The sequence below is a fragment of the Marinobacter nauticus ATCC 49840 genome, from assembly GCF_000284615.1.
GTDB classification, from domain to species: domain Bacteria; phylum Pseudomonadota; class Gammaproteobacteria; order Pseudomonadales; family Oleiphilaceae; genus Marinobacter; species Marinobacter nauticus.
The window spans coordinates 3,591,031-3,608,967 of record NC_017067.1; the positions used below are offsets into that span (position 1 = coordinate 3,591,031).

Annotated in this window: 18 protein-coding genes; 12 read left to right on the forward strand and 6 right to left on the reverse strand. The window is 58.6% G+C overall.

Annotation, left to right across the window (positions count from 1 at the left end; genetic code table 11):
• The first annotated feature begins 60 nt into the window (after nucleotides 1-60).
• From MARHY_RS16625 to MARHY_RS16635, 3 genes are all read left to right on the forward strand, one after another.
• A complete protein-coding gene (locus MARHY_RS16625) occupies nucleotides 61-1,155 on the forward strand; it encodes a GGDEF domain-containing protein (protein WP_011786996.1) in 1,095 nt (364 codons plus the stop codon).
• A gap of 67 nt (nucleotides 1,156-1,222) precedes the next feature.
• Complete coding sequence (locus tag MARHY_RS16630; RefSeq protein WP_011786997.1) at nucleotides 1,223-1,669, forward strand: flavodoxin; 447 nt, start codon at nucleotides 1,223-1,225, stop codon at nucleotides 1,667-1,669.
• Nucleotides 1,670-1,776: 107 nt separating this feature from the next.
• The gene (locus MARHY_RS16635) at nucleotides 1,777-4,338 is read left to right on the forward strand and encodes an EAL domain-containing protein (protein WP_041655656.1); all 2,562 of its coding nucleotides are present in this window, start codon (nucleotides 1,777-1,779) and stop codon (nucleotides 4,336-4,338) included.
• Here the strand turns inward: MARHY_RS16635 and tesB are convergent.
• The 3 genes from tesB to MARHY_RS16650 form a co-directional block, all read right to left on the reverse strand.
• Nucleotides 4,305-5,165, reverse strand: a complete 861-nt coding sequence (gene tesB / locus MARHY_RS16640) for an acyl-CoA thioesterase II (RefSeq protein WP_014422859.1) — start codon at nucleotides 5,163-5,165, stop codon at nucleotides 4,305-4,307. The genes MARHY_RS16635 and tesB overlap by 34 nt on opposite strands.
• A 125-nt stretch (nucleotides 5,166-5,290) precedes the next feature.
• The gene (locus MARHY_RS16645; protein WP_014422860.1) at nucleotides 5,291-6,448 is read right to left on the reverse strand and encodes an NAD(P)/FAD-dependent oxidoreductase; all 1,158 of its coding nucleotides are present in this window, start codon (nucleotides 6,446-6,448) and stop codon (nucleotides 5,291-5,293) included.
• 15 nt (nucleotides 6,449-6,463) lie between these two features.
• The gene (locus MARHY_RS16650; protein ID WP_008173532.1) at nucleotides 6,464-6,631 is read right to left on the reverse strand and encodes a rubredoxin; all 168 of its coding nucleotides are present in this window, start codon (nucleotides 6,629-6,631) and stop codon (nucleotides 6,464-6,466) included.
• A gap of 280 nt (nucleotides 6,632-6,911) precedes the next feature.
• On the opposite strand from MARHY_RS16650, the gene MARHY_RS16655 reads away from it, so the two are divergent.
• The 5 genes from MARHY_RS16655 (at nucleotide 6,912) to phoR (ending at nucleotide 11,190) form a co-directional block, all read left to right on the forward strand.
• Nucleotides 6,912-7,469, forward strand: a complete 558-nt coding sequence (locus MARHY_RS16655) for a hypoxanthine-guanine phosphoribosyltransferase (protein WP_011787001.1) — start codon at nucleotides 6,912-6,914, stop codon at nucleotides 7,467-7,469.
• Complete coding sequence (locus tag MARHY_RS16660; protein ID WP_014422862.1) at nucleotides 7,450-8,016, forward strand: chorismate--pyruvate lyase family protein; 567 nt, start codon at nucleotides 7,450-7,452, stop codon at nucleotides 8,014-8,016. Before MARHY_RS16655 ends, MARHY_RS16660 begins: the two co-directional genes overlap by 20 nt.
• Nucleotides 8,017-8,082: 66 nt before the next feature.
• Nucleotides 8,083-8,967, forward strand: a complete 885-nt coding sequence (gene ubiA / locus MARHY_RS16665) for a 4-hydroxybenzoate octaprenyltransferase (protein WP_014422863.1) — start codon at nucleotides 8,083-8,085, stop codon at nucleotides 8,965-8,967.
• Between the two features lie 121 nt (nucleotides 8,968-9,088).
• A complete protein-coding gene (gene phoB, locus MARHY_RS16670) occupies nucleotides 9,089-9,781 on the forward strand; it encodes a phosphate regulon transcriptional regulator PhoB (RefSeq protein WP_011787004.1) in 693 nt (230 codons plus the stop codon).
• 86 nt (nucleotides 9,782-9,867) lie between these two features.
• Nucleotides 9,868-11,190: a phosphate regulon sensor histidine kinase PhoR gene (gene phoR, locus MARHY_RS16675; protein ID WP_014422865.1), complete on the forward strand. Its 1,323-nt coding sequence runs from the start codon at nucleotides 9,868-9,870 to the stop codon at nucleotides 11,188-11,190.
• A gap of 11 nt (nucleotides 11,191-11,201) precedes the next feature.
• On the opposite strand, the gene MARHY_RS16680 is transcribed toward phoR, so the two are convergent.
• Nucleotides 11,202-12,098, reverse strand: a complete 897-nt coding sequence (locus MARHY_RS16680; protein WP_011787006.1) for a response regulator — start codon at nucleotides 12,096-12,098, stop codon at nucleotides 11,202-11,204.
• A 219-nt stretch (nucleotides 12,099-12,317) separates the two neighbouring features.
• Between MARHY_RS16680 and MARHY_RS16685 the strand changes: the two genes are divergently transcribed.
• The 4 genes from MARHY_RS16685 to MARHY_RS16700 all read left to right on the forward strand — a co-directional run bounded on the left by MARHY_RS16685 (nucleotide 12,318) and on the right by MARHY_RS16700 (nucleotide 16,286).
• Nucleotides 12,318-13,550: a lytic murein transglycosylase gene (locus MARHY_RS16685; protein ID WP_014422867.1), complete on the forward strand. Its 1,233-nt coding sequence runs from the start codon at nucleotides 12,318-12,320 to the stop codon at nucleotides 13,548-13,550.
• 154 nt (nucleotides 13,551-13,704) lie between these two features.
• The gene (locus MARHY_RS16690; RefSeq protein WP_014422868.1) at nucleotides 13,705-14,442 is read left to right on the forward strand and encodes a THxN family PEP-CTERM protein; all 738 of its coding nucleotides are present in this window, start codon (nucleotides 13,705-13,707) and stop codon (nucleotides 14,440-14,442) included.
• Nucleotides 14,443-14,562: 120 nt separating this feature from the next.
• A complete protein-coding gene (locus MARHY_RS16695; RefSeq protein WP_014422870.1) occupies nucleotides 14,563-15,591 on the forward strand; it encodes a metal-dependent hydrolase in 1,029 nt (342 codons plus the stop codon).
• Nucleotides 15,591-16,286, forward strand: a complete 696-nt coding sequence (locus tag MARHY_RS16700) for a pseudouridine synthase (protein ID WP_011787010.1) — start codon at nucleotides 15,591-15,593, stop codon at nucleotides 16,284-16,286. Before MARHY_RS16695 ends, MARHY_RS16700 begins: the two co-directional genes overlap by 1 nt.
• Before the next feature lie 10 nt (nucleotides 16,287-16,296).
• Here MARHY_RS16700 and MARHY_RS16705 read toward each other — a convergent pair whose 3' ends face one another.
• Both MARHY_RS16705 and pbpG read right to left on the reverse strand, forming a co-directional pair.
• Nucleotides 16,297-16,776: an asparaginase domain-containing protein gene (locus MARHY_RS16705; RefSeq protein ID WP_011787011.1), complete on the reverse strand. Its 480-nt coding sequence runs from the start codon at nucleotides 16,774-16,776 to the stop codon at nucleotides 16,297-16,299.
• Between the two features lie 16 nt (nucleotides 16,777-16,792).
• Nucleotides 16,793-17,719 (reverse strand): D-alanyl-D-alanine endopeptidase, encoded by a 927-nt coding sequence (pbpG, locus tag MARHY_RS16710; protein WP_011787012.1) that lies wholly within the window; start codon nucleotides 17,717-17,719, stop codon nucleotides 16,793-16,795.
• Nucleotides 17,720-17,937: the final 218 nt, after the last annotated feature.

Genomic DNA, 17,937 nt, shown 5'->3' on the forward strand with positions numbered 1-17,937 from the left:
GCAATTCAGATGGTTTTTGACGCATAATCCCGGAAAATATGTCAAAAAGAACAACAGTTAATGACGAATACCAGCCAAATCCAGTCCAGCGAGCATGAAGAGCTTCAGATCTCCCGGCTGCTCAATGGTCTGTCAGCCATGGCGGTCCTGTTCCTGGCCGGGATCGGGGCCAAGGCGTGGTATGCCGAGCATCATCTGCACGCATGGGTGCTCTGGGCATTTGTTGTTCCAATTGTCGCCAATATAGGCTGGTACGCCTGGCGCCGGGATCGAACGGTACAGAAAAGGGGCCTGCTGGTCATTGTCGGCCTGCTGTTTACCTACCTGATTGCCTCCGGCGGCGAGGGCAACACGGGCCCACTCTGGTTCTATGTGTTCCCACCGTTGCTGTTCTACCTGACCAGCCTCAAGGGTGGCACCGCCATCCTGCTGTTCTGCTACCTGCTGGCCGTCCTGGTTTTTCAGTTTCCCGATATGCCCGGCGTCAGTGCCGAATACAGCACTGACTTCAAGATCCGTTTCTTCGCCACACTTACCTTTGAGTCGATCTTCTGTTTCGTGCTGGAGGCCGGACGTTTACGGGCCCGCAACAAACTGGTGGCACTGGCTCAGGCCCACGAACACGCTGCCCGCACCGACGAACTGACCGGGCTGGCCAACCGGCGGGACATGCAGGGCCGGCTAAACACCGAATTCTCGCGATTCGAGCGCTCCGGCCACCATTTTTCCGTTGTACTGATCGATCTGGATCTGTTCAAACGCATTAACGATGATTTCGGCCATGATGCCGGCGACGAGGTCTTGCGCCAGTTCGCCGATCTGGTCCGGCAAATGGTCCGCCAGTCGGATGTGGCTGCCCGCTGGGGCGGCGAAGAGTTTCTGCTGCTACTGCCCGACACCACCTTGCTGCAGGCCCTCACACTGGCTGAGCGCCTGCGCGCCGAAGTGGCGGCCACCCGTTTTCACCACCGGGAACAGACCCTGCCGGTCACCATCAGTGCCGGGGTATGCTCGATTTCCAAATCCGGATCGATCAACGAATTACTCAAGCAAGCAGATGTGCAGCTCTACAACGCCAAGGAGAGCGGTCGGAATCGAATTTCACCCCGGGTAAGGAGCCAGGACACCGGGTCCAGCCCTCAGACGCCGGCTTGAGCCGAACCCGCCACGCCATTACTATCTGCTCCCGAATATTCCCACCCCACCAACACAGGCAGTGGTCATGGCAGCAATCCGCATTCTAACCGGCAGCGTTTACGGGGGCGCCCTGCTGACAGCGCGCCGTATCAAGCAGGAACTGGAACCCGAAGGGCATACCGTCACGGTTCTGGAGAATCCAACTCTGGCCGATATCAGCGACAACCACGATGCCTTGCTGGTATGCACCTCCACGACCGGCCAGGGAGAAGTCCCTGCCAACCTGTTACCGTTTTATCTGGATTTGCGCGAACAACTTCCCCAACAACCCGGCCGCCCCTTTGGCGTGATCGTGCTGGGCGACAGCTCCTACGGCGATACCTTTTGCGGTGCCGGAGATCTGATGGAAGAGGCGCTTTATGAAACCGGCGCCCGCAAGGTCGGTGACACTCTGCGGATTGATGCGTTGGAAACTCTGGAGCCGGAGGCCGAGGCCCTGCCCTGGGTACGGAACTGGATTAACGGCATTTGACCAATAATTACACAAGTTACCAAAAGTCTGCCGGTTACGGCTTGAGCCGCCTCAGACGACAGGCCATACTCAGGCCATAACGACAAGAACGGTAACCTGTGATTCTGATGCAACTGGCCCGATCCCTGGCAGCCCTGCTGATTCTTCTGGCGCTTTCGCTTCCCGCTATGGCTGCCAGTGATGGCTATATTCCAGCCATTGAGTATCTGAGACTGGCGCCGGACGACCAACGCAGCCCGCAACAGGCTCTGGAATCCGGCGACTGGCAAATCCTGAACGAACAAACGCCTAATTTTGGTTACACCCGGGACCAGGTCTGGCTGAGGTTCCCCATTACCCGTCCCCAGACCACCAATCTCCTGGAGATCACCTACCCGCACCTCGACCGGATCGATTTCTATCTGTTACGGGACGGCGAAATCCAGCTGAACTACCAGACCGGTGACCGCATGCTGTTCTCGGAGCGCCCGGTGGAGCATCCGCATTTCCTGTTTCCGTTCCAGCTTGAAGCCGGTCACGACTACCGCATCTTGCTGAGAATCGACACCGACGGTGCCATGCAGGTGCCGCTACGGCTGTGGAACAATCGCAGCTTTTTCGAGAAGACCTCCGTAGAAAGCCAGGTTCACGCCCTGTACTACGGCATACTGATTACCGCCATCTGCTTCAACCTGTTTGTATTCCTGGCGCTCAGGGAGTCGATCTACCTCTATTACGTACTCTCGACTCTGGGCTACCTGATCCTGATCGGCACCCTGAACGGTATTACCTACCAGTTTATCTGGCCCGCGCTTCCTGGCCTGCAAAGCAACGCCATGGTCCTGTCCATACCACTGGCCTTGCTTTTCACACTCATGTTCGCCAGATCCTTTCTGAAACTGGAGCAATGCAGCCCCCAACTCGATCGACTCATACTCGGCACTATCCTGCTAAACGGCGCCCTGGCTCTTGCTCTTGCCACAACTGTGATTGACTATGGCACGGGTATCCGACTGGCTGTCGCTCTGGCCATGCCGAGTTGCCTGCTGTTAACGGTTGTCGGACCGATACAGTGGGCCAGAGGCAATCCACAGGCGGTTTACTACACTCTGGCCTGGGGGGCCGTCACTCTGGGCAGTGCCATTACCGCCGCCAATAAGTACGGTCTGATTGCCACCAGCTTCTTCTCTGTGTATGGCATGCAGCTGGGCTCGGCCTTCCAGGCCATACTCCTCAGCCTCGCCCTTGCCATCCGGATATATCACGAACGCCAGGAGAAAGTGCTGGCCCAGGAGGCTGAACTGAAGGCGCTTGAAGCCCGACGCGCGGCCGAACTCCGGCTGATGGACCAGGCCCTGCATCATCCGCTCACCGGTCTGCCTAACCGCAGCAGCTATGAAATGCGCCTGAACGAATTGATCCGGAGCCAGCGCGGCAAACGCTTCGGCGTGGTCATCATTCATCTGGACAACCTGTATGCGGTCACCAAGACTCTGGGCCACCGCAACACCGACCGCATACTGGAACTGGCCTCCAAACACTACAACGCAGTGATCAAGGATGTACCCGGCGCCATCTCCCTGGAGCAGACGGACAACCGAACCTTCTTCCTGGCCAGCCTCGACCCACAAACCTTTGCCTTTGTGGTGGATGCCGACCAGGCGCTGTCGGTGCCCCGCATCGTTCTGCGCAGCATTGAAGAAATCCGCTATCCGGTGGATTTCCTTGGCATGCAGGTTCCTCTGAACCCGCAACTGGGCGTGGCTTTCTACCCGACTCATGGAAACGACGCCAACACCCTGATTCGCCGCGCGGTGATTGCCGAAGGTTCTGACCGCGCCCGAGACCGCGGAATTGCCTACTACAAATCCTCCCGGGATTCCTACAGCGCCGACCGACTGACCCTGGTCTCCGACCTGCGGCACGCCATTGATCACGACGAACTGACGCTGTTCCTGCAACCCAAGCTGTGCCTGCGTACCCGAGCCATTACCGGATTTGAGGCACTGATTCGCTGGCCAGGGCGGGAGCAGCCGGTTCGGCCCGATGAAATCATCGCAGTGGCCGAACAGACCGGCCTAATCAAACCGCTGACGCGCTGGGTACTGAAAGAGGCGCTGGAAATGCGCGGGCGGCTGCTGGAGATCGGCTGGGATGCCGGAATCGCCGTCAACATCTCGCCCAACAATCTACGGGAACCGGATTTTGCCGTGTTCGTGCAACGGTTGATGCAAAGCTACCAGATCCACTCCGGGGCCATCACCTTCGAGGTCACGGAGACCTCCATGATGCAGGACCCCACCAATTCCCTGCGGGCGCTGAATGCGCTTGATGCCGCAGGCATTCCCCTCTCCATTGACGACTTCGGTTCCGGCTATTCATCCCTGTCCTACATCAAGCAATTGCCAGCTGGAGAAATCAAGATCGACCGTTCGCTGATTACCGATATCGCGGAACGGGAGCAGGACAGAGTGATCGTGCGCACCACCATCGATATGTGCCACAGCCTCGGCTACACCGTGGTGGCCGAGGGGGTGGAGGATGAGGAAACCTTGTCACTGCTGCACGACATGGGGTGCGATCTGGTACAGGGCTACTTCCTAACCCGACCGCTACCCTTTAACGAAATGGTTGACTGGCTCGGCAACTACAATCCTCAGGCCTTACGTTCCCGGATCAGTGCTTCCTGAGTGGTGGAGGCCACCAAAACACCATCCCGGGTAAAGAAATTTCCCCGATTGAAGCCCCTGCCCGCCGAGGCACTCGGACTGTCCTTGTCATAAAGTAGCCAGTCATCCATACGGAAATCCCGATGAAACCAGATGGCATGGTCCAGGCTGGCAACCTGCATGTTCTTGCTCATGAAGGTGCGCCCGTGAGGAGTCAGGGACGTTCCCAGAAAGGAGAAGTCAGAGGCATAAGTCAGCAGACACCGATGCAGTACCGGGTCATCCGGTAAAGGTCCGAGGGCCCGAAACCAGTTCTGGCGATGGGGCGGGCGCTTTTCCGGCTTGAATGGATTCATCGGGTCTACCGGACGGATCTCTATGGGCCGGTCACGGGTCAGCATGTCCCGCATTTTCTCCGGCACTTTATCTGCGATCAGCTTGCCCCAGTCCTGCTCCGACTTGAGCGTATCGGGGTCCGGCGCTGTCGGCATGGCAACCTGATGGTCCAATCCGTCTTCTGCGACCTGGAACGACATGGAACCGGTCAGGATTTCCTTGCCGTCCTGACGGGCAATCACCCGGCGCACCGAGAACGTGCCGCCATCCCGAACCCGCTGGACTTCATAATCGATCGGCATGCTGTGATTGCCAGGGCGCAGAAAATAGGCGTGCAGGGAGTGGCAGAGGCGATTTTCGACAGTCCGGCTGGCCGCCATGAGGGCCTGCCCCAGAACCTGCCCCCCGAATACATGCGGAAAGCCCAGATCCTCGCTGTCGCCCTGAAAATGATCGTCTCCGATCGGGGAAAGATCCAGCAACTCCACCAGTTTTCGGGTTACATCCAGCATGCGCGCTCCTGTCTTTTGTTAGCTCACGAACGGGTTTTCTACCCCAGACAGGAAAATTTCGCAACGGCTGAAACTGCCAAAGACGGCAATCGGCTACCAGCCAACCTCACTGGTAGCCGCAGGCTTCAGTCCCGGTGAATAGGAGGGACTTCCTTCGCCAGTGTCTGCTTTTCCAGAGCAAACCGGCCGGTCACCGCGAAGCCAAGCGTGTCGCCGTTCGGGCTCCGGAACAGGGCTTTGACATCAGCCCCGTCCTGTTCCACCTGCCATTCGCCCTCGGCATCCATCGGCGGTGGGCAGACTGCGGTCGGGCAACAGGGTGTTTTTACCATCACCGGCATGGTGCCATAGCTGACTTCCGTGCGCGCACCGGCCAGTGTTTTCGCCAGCGCCCGGGCACAGGCCATCAACGGCAGCACATAAAGCAGAACGCGCCCGTCCACTTCGGCGCAATCACCCAGGGCAAAGACATCCGGTGCGGAGGTTTCCAGAGCCCGGTTCACCTGAATACCCCGGCCGGAACGGATCCCGGCTTCGAGGGCCAGTTCAGTGCGGGGGCGCAGCCCCACTGCAGAGACAACAAGGTCGGCCTGGAGTTGCTCACCATTACCGAGCGTCAGCTCGACACCACTGCCCTGCTTCTCTACCCGCTCAACCACCGTCCCCAAATGAAACCGCACCCCAAGCCTCTCCAGCTCGGCCTGCACGGCACCGGCGGCTGCCTCCGGCAGCAGGCTGGGCATCAGAGATGAGTCCGGGGCGATAACGTCCACTTCGTAGCCACCATTGCGCAGATCATTGGCAAACTCACACCCGATCAGGCCCGCCCCCATAATCGCGACCCGCTTGCCCTCGGCGAGGGCTTTACGGAAGGCACGGTAATCCATCAGGTCGTTGATGGAATGAACCCGGTCTTGCGCGTTACCATCCAGACTCAGGCGGATAACGTCGGCGCCCCAGGCCAGAACCAGCTTGGCATAACGTATGCGCTGGTCGCCCAGCTTGAGCTCATGGGCATCGGTATCAATGCCCGTAACCGTGGACCAGGGACGAATCTCCACCCCCAGCTGCTCGGCCATAGCCTCGGGGTTGGCCTGGGCCAGACCATCCGCGTCCTTGTCTTTGGTAAAGCCGGTCGACAACATAGGCTTGGAATAGCTGACGCCGTCGTCGGCAGTCACCATAATGACCGGGGTTTCCTTATCCAGTTTGCGAAATTCCCGTACCAGTGAGTAACCCGACAAACCGGTACCAACGATCACAATAGGTGTCTGCTCGGTCATGACTCTGTCCTGCCTTTAGCCGATTTCGATCATTTCAAAATCTTCCTTGCCCACACCGCAGTCCGGGCAAACCCAATCCTCGGGCACGTCTTCCCATTTGGTGCCAGGCTCAATACCGTCCTCCGGCCAACCCTCGGCTTCATCGTAAATCAGACCACACACCACACACTGCCACTTCTTCATAACTAGCTCCCACCGATTTGTCTGCGAGGATATTATTGTCGAACAATAGAGCAATCAAGCAGAAAGGTCACAAAATGCGACCGAGTTCCAGCCGACCACCACTCACCCGATTGGCTGCCATCATAACCGCGACACCGGCATTGACCAATGCCACCACCGACAGCCCTGATCGGGGTTTTCTGCCAATAGCCACAATTACAGACCTGCAATACCGCCGCGCCCCTCCCTTCGATCGCCCTACTTCGGTATAATCCGCCGTTTTGGACAGGACCCGATCGTTATGACCGATACCGTCGCTGAAATGAACCAGGTCATGGCAGACGCTGACTGCCTGGTTCCCGAAGAGCAGGTGCATGCCGCCATCGACACCATGGCCAGCGCCATCACCGATCGCCTCAAAGACAGCAACCCATTGTTGTTCTGCGTCATGAACGGCGGCCTGATCCTGACCGGTCAGCTCCTGCCACGACTGAAATTTCCGGTTCAGGCCGAGTATCTGCATGCCACCCGCTACCGTCAGGAGACCACCGGCGGCATTCTGGAATGGAAGCTGCAGCCAGAAGCCGACATGAAAGGCCGCACGGTTCTGATCGTCGACGACATCCTGGACGAGGGTACGACGTTGTGCGCCATTGCAGATTACTGCCTGGCCCATGGTGCCAGCGAGGTCCTGACTGCGGTGCTGGTAGACAAGGAGCACGATCGCAAGGCACGCCCCGGCCTGAAGGCAGACTTTACCGGCCTTTACGTTGAGGATCGATTCCTGTTCGGCTATGGCATGGATTACAAAGGCTATTGGCGCAACGCTCCGGGAATCTATGCCGTTAAAGGACTGTGACCAGCCCCCCGAGCTGAGCATACCTCCCACGTTCTGGTACCGGTCGCTGGCGGCGGCCGGCCTTTACTGTCCTGAGGTTCATGGCGCGGCCCGCTACTGGCTAACGGTAGAGGGATCGTTTACCCGGGCCCTGCAGCAAAAATGTCAGGAGCGCTTTCACGTTGAGATTATCAGGGAGGGTTTTTCGCCCCCAACCCCTGAAGAGGCCAAGCGCCTGAACCTGGCACCGCGCCAGCTCGCCTGGGTACGGGAAGTTCGCCTTTGCGGTGACGGCCGTCCGTGGGTGCTGGCCCGGACAGTGATCCCGCAGAACTGTCTGCATGGCCACGGCCGCCGCCTGCGCAATCTTGGCAACAAGCCCCTGGGTGCCTATCTGTTCAGCAGCCCGGAGTGGCAGCGGGGGCCTCTGGAAACAGGTCTCTGCAAAGTCCGTAGCAACGGCCACCCTCGTCTTGCCCGCAGATCCCTGTTCCACCGGGGTTCCTGCGCCCTTCTGGTGGGGGAATATCTTCTGCCCCGGTTATACCAGTCGCCCAGCCGGGGTTAACCCTACCGCTGCCGCTGGCTATAATCGGATGCACTCTCACGCATCGACACGCGGATACCAGTTCCTATGTTGCAGATCGCCCTGCCCACCCACGTTCATGCCCGCCTCGCTGATTACGCACGCCTGCTGCGCATCGACCGCCCGATCGGCACTTTGTTGCTGCTGTGGCCAACTTACTGGGCACTCTGGCTGGCGGCCGAGGGGGCCCCGTCATTTGCCAATCTGGTGATTTTTACCCTCGGCGTTTTCTTCATGCGGGCGGCAGGCTGTGCTATCAACGATTTTGCCGACAGGGACTGGGATCGCCATGTCAAACGCACCAAGGACCGCCCGCTCACCGCCGGCCGGGTCCGTGCCTGGGAAGCCGTCGCCCTGTTTGCCGGGCTATGCCTGGTGTCGTTTCTGATGGTGGTGCTGTTCACCAACACCCTGACCCTGTATCTGTCATTCGGTGGTGCACTGCTGGCCTTTATCTACCCGTTTATGAAGCGTTACACCCATTTGCCCCAGCTGTTTCTGGGCGCCGCCTTTTCCTGGGCCATTCCCATGGCCTGGGCAGCTGAGGCCAACCAGCTCAGTCAGCTCACCTGGTTGCTGTTTACCGCCAACGTGCTCTGGACGGTCGCCTATGACACCCTCTATGCCATGGTCGACCGGGATGACGACCTGAAGGTCGGCATAAAATCGACAGCCATCCTGTTTGGTGATGCAGATCGGGCGATCATTGCTCTGCTGCAGACCATGGTGGTGGTGATTCTGGTGATGGTGGGCCAGCGGGCGGAACTGGGCTCCTTCTATTATCTCGGCGTTGTGGCCATGGCCACGCTCTTCGTCTACCACCAGTACCTGGCCAGGGAGCGGAACCGGGAAGGATGCTTCAAGGCATTTCTCAATAACAACTGGGCCGGCTTTGCAGTGTTTCTGGGTCTGGCGTTGGATCTGGCGTTCTGACTACCCGCCCATGTCATATACTTGTAACAAAGACGCGTTGTAATGACTCGGCAACATTACAAGGGAGTGTGTTCGCACCTCTGATCAGAGAACTCCCGAGGTCTGACACAGGTTGATGCATATGAGTGGAAAAACTGTCCTGATCGTCGATGACGAAGCGCCTATCCGTGAAATGATTGCGGTCGCGCTCGAAATGGCGGATTACGACTACCTGGAGGCAGCGGATGCCCGTGAAGCCCATGCCCTGATTATCGACAAGCAACCAGACCTGATCCTGCTGGACTGGATGCTGCCGGGCACCAGCGGTGTCGAACTTGCGCGCCGGCTGAAGAAAGAAGAGGCCACCGCCGATATCCCTATCATCATGCTGACCGCCAAGGTGGAAGAGGATAACAAGATTCAGGGCCTGGAAGTCGGTGCCGACGATTACATCACCAAGCCGTTCAGCCCACGTGAGCTGGTAGCCCGCCTGAAAGCGGTTCTGCGTCGTGCCACACCGCCGGGTGTCGACAGCCCCATCGAAGTGGACGGTCTGACCCTGGACCCGATCGGCCATCGTGTGACCACGGTCGACGGTGCCATTAATATGGGCCCGACCGAGTACCGCCTGCTGCAATTCTTTATGACTCACCAGGAACGGGTCTATACTCGGTCTCAACTGCTGGATCAGGTCTGGGGCGGCAACGTGTATGTCGAGGAACGCACCGTCGATGTTCACATCCGCCGCCTGCGCAAGGCGCTGGGAGACAGGTACGATCATCTGATTCAGACCGTGCGGGGAACGGGCTACCGGTTTTCCACCAAAGTGGCCTGATTTACTCCCTGACGACAGCTCCGGACCGCCCCTCATCGTCCGGCGATCACGGCATCAGCGCCGGCAACACGACAAGGCAGTAGTGGATGCAACACAACTGGTCCCGTTACCTGAGACTGATCATCACCGCGCTCGCAGGCACCACACTGGTGGGGTTCTATTTCGGCGAGCCGCTCTACGGGCTGCTGGTGGGACTTGTTGCCTATCTCTGGTGGACCCTGGTCCAGGCCCGGCGCCTTTACCAGTGGCTGGGCAACCCCAGCGCTTCCGACGAAGCGCCCCAGAGCATCGGCTTGTGGGGTGATATCTTCGACAGCCTGCACAAGCTGAACCAGAACCACCTGATGACCCAGGATCGCCTGCGGGCCCGTATCAACCGGGTTCAGGAATCCACCAACGCCATGCGCGACGGCGTTATCATGACCGATGCCCGTGGCGCCATGGAGTGGTGGAACGGCTCGGCCGAATACCTGCTGGGTTTCCGCCGCAGCACCGATCAGGGTCAGTACATCCATAACCTGATCCGCAACCCGGCATTCAAGGCCTATTTCGATACCCGGGATTACCGCGAGCCCCTGGAAATCAACTCACCGGCCAAGCCCCACATCCATCTGCAGATCCAGATCAGCCTGTTCGGCGACGATGACCGACTGATCGTGGCCAAGGATGTCACCCGGCTGTATCAGCTTGAACAAATGCGGCGCGACTTTGTCGGCAACGTTTCCCATGAAATGCGCACACCGCTGACCGTGATCAGTGGCTACCTTGAAACCCTGGTGGATCATGGTGATGAGCTGCCTGCCAAGTGGCGCCGGGCTATCAATACCATGGCGGCACAGGCCTCACGGATGGAGGCCCTGATCACAGATCTGATTCTCTTGTCCCGTATCGAAACCGGCGAGCATACGGTGGATGACACCCTGACCGATGTCGACGCCCTGCTGAACCAGATCTGTCATGATGCCCGGGCCCTGAGCGGCGACAAGGGCCACCAGATCACGGTTCAGATCAGTGACCACCGACTGCTGCAGGGCGATGAAAGCCAGCTACGCAGTGCGTTTTCCAACCTGGTGTTTAATGCGGTGAAATACACACCGGCCGGCGGAGCCATCACAGTTGCCTGGAGCACCAATCGCGACGGCGCCCACCTGTCGGTGAAGGATACCGGCATCGGCATTGACCCGATCCACATCCCCAGGCTGACCGAACGGTTCTATCGCGCCGACCCCAGTCGCCACAAGGACACCGGCGGAACCGGCCTGGGCCTGGCTATCGTCAAGCATGTGCTGATCAATCACGACGGCAACCTGGAAATTCGCAGCAAAGTCGGCGAAGGCAGCGAATTTATCTGCCATTTTCCAAGGGAGCGCCTGGTCGAGAGGATTCCCGAACAGGTTCCGGAGGACTGAGGCGCCCTCAGTTAGCGGTTTGAGGCCCGGAACCTGGCCACAAATCGTGACAGATCCTCCAGCTTCTTCGGGTCTTCATCGACAAAACGGATAGTGACACTGACAAAGTCGGTATCCTGGCGCTTGTCCACAGCCTGCAACTGATGCACGTAACCGTTCAGACGCGCCATCTGGCCATCGCCCATGTCGATATCCACCACCGCCTGATCGAGAATCCCCGGGAATTCCTGATCCCGCTTGGCGATCACCCGCACTTCCGTCAGATTGATATCCTTGACCACCGATTTCAGTGTACTGTCGGAAAACCTCACAGATGCCATACTCATGACACCACGAGTCTGAGGCTTGCCGGTCGCCGCTTTTGCACTACCTGCATTCAGCAGCGGGTTATCAGCAACGGGCTCAGGCTTTGAGGCTTCGGGCCTGGATGCCGGCGCCTCCCGCTTCTGGGTGAGCAAGGCGGCGGACTCCTTGAACGCCTCCGCCGGTCCTTCCAGTGATTTGCCGCTGCGATCCATGGCGTCCTTCAGGCGGCGACCCATCACTTTGATGATTTTCTTACTCAGCCCATCCGGACTGAAAGGCTTGCCCAGGTATTCAGAAACCCCTTCCTTGACCGCCTCAATAACATGATCCTTGTCGCCGCGACTGGTAATCATGATGAACGGCACCTTCTGGTACTGCGGTTGCTGGCGCATCCACTGCAGCAGTTCCAGCCCGGACATCTCCGGCATTTCCCAGTCGCACAGCACCAGGTCAAAACTGGTTCTGGACATCAGGGACTGGGCACGCCGGCCATTCTGGGCATCCGTGGTTTCAATGACGGGAAAGCGCTGTCGCACTGTCCGTTTCACCAGATCTCTCACAAAACTGGCGTCGTCGACCACCAGCGCCTTCAGTATTGCCATAGCGACATCTGCTCCGGATTCCACTCATGCTCCAACTATAGAACATCCCGGTCTTGACGTGACCTAAGTGCTACAAAAAGACGACAAAACCGGCGTTCACCGGGACCATTCCCAACCGAAAAAAACACGTGGCACTGTAGGCTATGGCGGTATTTCCCGACACGGAAAACGCGCTAACATGGCAGCCGATGCCCAAACGATTCTATTGCGAGGATTCCCGTGCCTGACCTGATCTCCCGGACTGCCATTCGCCGTACACTGGTGGCGATTTCCCTGAGCACGCTGGCGCTGGTTGCCAGGGCAGAAACCGAAACAACCGCCACACCGGCGTTTGAGCAATGCAAACAGGCGCTCGGAGAGAAAGCCGTCGCCGCCGGTGTGCGTGAATCCACAGTAAAGTCGGTGATGGCCGGCGTGGTGCACCTCGACAGAGTGATTGAGCTGGACCGAAGACAGCCCGAATTTACCACCACCTTTGCCGACTACCTGAACCGACGGGTTAACGACGCCCGGGTCGGCAAAGGTCGGGAATTATTGGCAGAACACCGTAAACTCCTGGACCGCGTGACCGCGGAAACCGGTGTTCCCGCCCCCTATCTGGCCGCATTCTGGGGTCTGGAAACCAACTATGGCAGCTACTTCGGCAAGATGCAGGTGCCCAGTGCCCTCGCCACCCTGGCTTGCGATGCCCGGCGCAGCAGCTTCTTCACAGAGCAATGGATCGCTGCCCTGCGGATTATTGACGAAGGCGCTATTCCCGCTGATCAGATGGAAGGCTCCTGGGCCGGCGCCATGGGCCATGTGCAGTTCATGCCGACGGTATTCCTGAAACACGCGGTCGACGCCGATGGCGATGGGCGCCGGGATCTCTGGAACAGCCTGCCTGACGCCATGATGTCTGCCGGTCGGTTTCTCGAGTCCATGGGCTGGGATGGCGACTATCGATGGGGGCGGGAGGTGCTGTTACCCGACAACTTTGATTTCAGTCTGGCCGATGGCCGTCGCCTGCCCCTGGCTGACTGGCGCAAGATGGGGATCACCGATGCCTTCGGTAACCGTCTGGCCAACGAACCCATTGAAGCGGCCCTGATCGTGCCCAGCGGCCATCAGGGCCCGGCCTTTCTGGTATACAGTAATTTCCGGGTGATCATGGGCTGGAACCGATCCGAGTTCTACGCCATTGCCGTTGGCCACCTGGCCGACCGGATTGCCGGCGCCGGAAAGCTTCAGAACCCTCCCCCGGAAGACCAGCCCGCGCTGTCAAGAAATCAGGTGCTGGAGCTCCAACAGGCTCTGAATGACAAAGGCTACCCGAGCGGGGAACCCGACGGCATACTGGGCTCCAATACCCGCAAGGCCATTCGCGCGTACCAGAAGGCGGAGGGCCTGGTGGCTGACGGCTTTCCATCAGAACAGGTATTAGCGGCTCTCGGAGTTTACAGCGGCTCCTGAAAGCGTCCAGTTTTTTTACATCTAGAGAAATGCTACGCTATAAGGCATTGTATTTCATAGATAAAAAATACTGGCACGCATTTAGCTACACACCTTGGCAGTGCCTGGCCATTTCCAGGCAATCCTACAACTGCGAGTAGTTAAGGTGTGGACAATGCTTAAAATGATGAAAGGAATCGTAGCGGCGGTAACATTTGGATTCGCCGCAACTGCCTGGGCCTTCCCGGTGGACCTCGAATCGGTTTCAGGAACCTGGAACGCTCCGAGCAATGGCAGCAACGTTACGGGCGTAGGTACTGATACCCTGCGCTGGGGAACCGGCGAGGTTAGCTGCACCGGGCACTTGTGGTGGAAAACCTGCAGCGAGGGCCCGCAGAGTGGCTATGGTTTTCAGGGCCCGAACAGCCTGCCACAGACCATCACATCAGACGATCCGTTTGTGCTGGGAACCTTTACCCATTTCAACAACCGCATTACCGGTGAAAGCATTACCGGCGTGAGCCTCGATGTATTCGCCACGTTCTCCACAACGGCTAGCAACAGCAAGGTAACTGGCCCCTACACCTTTGATTTCATCCATGATGAGACACCGAATGTCGGTCAGGAATGCTGGTGGGTGTTTTGCTGGAGCGTCGAGCAGGACGTTGATGATGTCGTCATTCTCGACAACATGATCGAGAGTTCCGAGTTCCAGTTCGGCTCCAACATCTATTCCCTGTCTCTGCTTGGCTTTGCCAACGGCCTGAATGAAATTGAAACCCAGGAAGGCAAAGCAACCTCTGTGGATCTGCTGGCCAAGCTGAATGTTCGCTCCGTACCGGAACCCGGCACTCTCGCGCTGCTGGGACTCGGTCTGGCTGGTCTGGGCCTGGCGCGCCGCCGCAAGCTCTGAGCAATATCTGCTTCGCCGGCAGTACCTTGTGCTGCCGGCGATTCTGCTACCCTCCCGTGATCTGAATCCCGAATCCGCGCATAATACTGGTATCACCCAGTCACCACGAATCGGGATACTATGGATTCCATCACACAGGCCGCCCTTGGCGCTTCCATTGCGGGGGCTGTTGCCGGCAAAACCCTGGGGCGATCGGCCCTTCTGACCGGCGCATTGCTCGGCACATTACCCGACCTGGATGTGGTCATTGACTATGGCACAGCCGTTGCCAACTTTACCCAGCACCGGGGGTTCAGCCACTCCCTGTTTATTCTGGCACCCTTGTCTCTGCTCATCGCCTGGGGTCTGTGGCGCTGGAAACCGCTCATTTCCTATCAGCGATGGCTGGCACTGGTTGGCCTGATACTGATTACGCATCCATTACTGGATGCCTTTACCACCTACGGCACCCAGCTGTTCTGGCCCATCGGCCCACCCGTAGCGATCAACAGTATCTTTATTATTGATCCGCTCTATACCTTGCCACTACTGGCGGGTTGCCTGGCCTTTCTGTATCGCCCACCGGCGTCGAGAACCGTTGCCGCCGGATTACTTGTTTCCAGCCTTTATCTCGGCTGGACCCTGATTGCACAACAGATCATCACCGATCGGGTGCGACCGGCGCTGGCGAACGCCGGTATGGAACAGGCGGCCCTGATGGTTCAACCCATGCCATTCAACACCGTTCTGTGGCGTGCCACAGCGGTCAGTGCCGGGCAAAGAATCGAAGTAGTGACCGGTTTCCTCGATGCCAGCGACGAGCTGGTACTGGAACGCTTCCCGCGGCAACCAGAGCTTGCCCGCCTTGTCGCCGAGCTGCCAGAGGCCCGGCGGCTGGAATGGTTTACCGGCGGTTTCCTGGACTACCAGCAGAACGGCACTCAGATAACCGCAACGGATATCCGGCTGGGCATACCCGGCGCTCACCCTTTCACCTTCATCCTGGCGGAAACCGCCGAAGACGGACTGCAGCCACTGGCCAGCGATCGCCTGCCCCGCCCGGCGCTGAACCGGGCCGCCCTGCCCCTGTTGTGGAATCGAATGACCGGCCAGGTACCGGTATTGTGCCTGGCCACGCTGTCTGCTCCCAACCACGGGAGCTCCTGCTGATGCGGCTGGATCAATATCTGAGCAACGGTACAGAGCTTTCCCGCAAAGAGGCGAAAAAGGTCGTGTCAGCGGGACGAGTGAAGGTGGATGGCGAAACCTGCCGACAGGCCAATCGCCAGGTGGAGGCCGAACAGTCCGTTCATCTTGATGGAAAACCGGTTAACCCACCCGGCGATATCTACCTGATGATGCATAAACCCGCCGGAGTGCTCAGTGCCACCACCGACAGCAGCCAGCCAACGGCACTCGACCTGCTGCCCCGCGGCCTGGCCAGTCGGGTTCATATCGCCGGGCGGCTGGACAAGGACACCACTGGCTTGCTGTTGCTGACCAGTGATGGCCAATGGTCCCACGCGGTCACATCCCCCCGGCGGGAATGCCGCAAAAGCTATCGGGTCTGGCTGGCTGAGGCTATCCCGGAACAGGCCTGCCGGGCACTTGAGAAGGGAGTCATGCTGAACGGTGAAACCACAGAGACCAGACCCGCCGAAGTTCGTGTACACAACAACCAGCTGATCGACCTGACCATCGGCGAGGGCCGTTACCACCAGGTCAAACGGATGCTGGCGGCGGTTGGCAATCGTGTTGAGGCCCTGCACCGTTTCCGTATCGGCAGCATTGAACTGGATGATAAGCTGGCGCCCGGAGAATTCCGGGCACTGACCTATCAGGAAATCCGCTCAGTAACAGAGTGAAGGCCTCGGCCTAGGCACGCTCGAACCGCTGGGCTGCCAGATTTTTCCGCACTGAACCTGCTTCAAACACCTCGCCGTTCATGGCGATGTAGACCCCCGCCGGTAACAGCGACACCGCGGCCCAGGCAAAGCCGATGTTGAAGATAGCGTCGGTGCGCCGCATCCGCGCGGGCTGCATGGCACCGGTCAACACAATCGTGCGATCGGCTACCGATTTCAGTGCCTCGGCGGTCTGCGCCATGGTATCGGTGCCATGGGTAATCAGGATACGCTGGCAGGCCGAAGCCTTGACCGCTTCCAGAATGGCCTGACGGTCCTCATCGGTCAGTTCCAGGCTGTCCTTCCGCATCAGGGGACGAATCTCGTAGCCGTCGTGGATGTTGGATTCCGTCAACAGTTCCGGTAACAGGCTGTCACCGATTTCAAACTTGCTGTTGGCATCAAAATAGACCTTATCGATGGTGCCACCGGTGGTCAGTATCTCAATCATGGTCTGAACTGTTCCTTTATTGTGAGGACGCTGTGGTGGCCCGAGACTGCTTCGCCTCTGCCGCCATCAGAACTGCATTCTTTTCCTGTGCATAACGCTTCGCGGCCGATGCCACCGAGCCTGGCTGGCCGGTGGCAAGCCAGCGTTTGATTCGGCCGGCATCGCCCATCGGAGACCGGGTACCCAGGGAGTCCAGCAAAACCGTGATTACCGGTGTTCCGTTCATCTCAGAGACCATCACCAGACAACGCCCCGCCTCTGTCAGGTATCCGGTTTTACTCAGGCTCACGCCCCAGCTGTCCCGGTGCACCAACGCATTGGTATTGCCAAACGACAGGCTGTACCGGGGTTTCCGGAATTCGGCCCGGTAGTATCCGGTGGTAGAGGCCTCACGAATCTCAGGATGCTTGAGCGCAGCACGTGCCAGGATCACCAGATCGGCGGCCGTGGACACGTTGTCGGTAGAGAGACCGGTCGGGTCAACAAATCGGGTCTGGAGCATCCCCAGAGCTTTTGCCTTGGCATTCATCGCGGCAACAAAACCGTCGAAGCCACCCGGATAGACACGCGCCAGAGTGTAGGCAGCAAAGTTCTCGGATGACATCAGGGCAATCCGCAGCACATCCCGGCGCCGAAGCTGAGAGCCCACCCGAATGCGGCTCCAGGCGTTCGCGGCAGCCTCGACATGACGCTCCTCGAACGTCAGCCACTCGTCCATATCCTGTCCCGATTCCACCACCACGAGTGCCGTCATCAGCTTGGTGATCGACGCCACCGGTACCGGGCGATCGGCGTGCTTACCGAACAGCAGGCCCTCTTTGCCAACTTCGGCCGCCGCTGCCTGCACCGACGCCAGGTTCGGCGCCCGCTCCGGACTGGCGAGGCTCTGGCCGGACACCGCCAGGAAAAAGACGACAACAGTGACAAACACGGAATAACGCATGGTGAACTACCTGCCTCTCAGGCCTTAACAAGGAATGGGTCAATAGCGCGAACTATATCAGCGCAGACGGGCCGAACGCAGGTCTCATTTTCAATCATGCGTTTTAAACAGCAAATGCAAAAAATCTTAAATTCCTGTAAAATATTAATCAAATCAATTCGTTACATCTCGTTAATCATTGTAACCAGAGTGTAACGGTGCCGCTTTCCAGTTTCAGG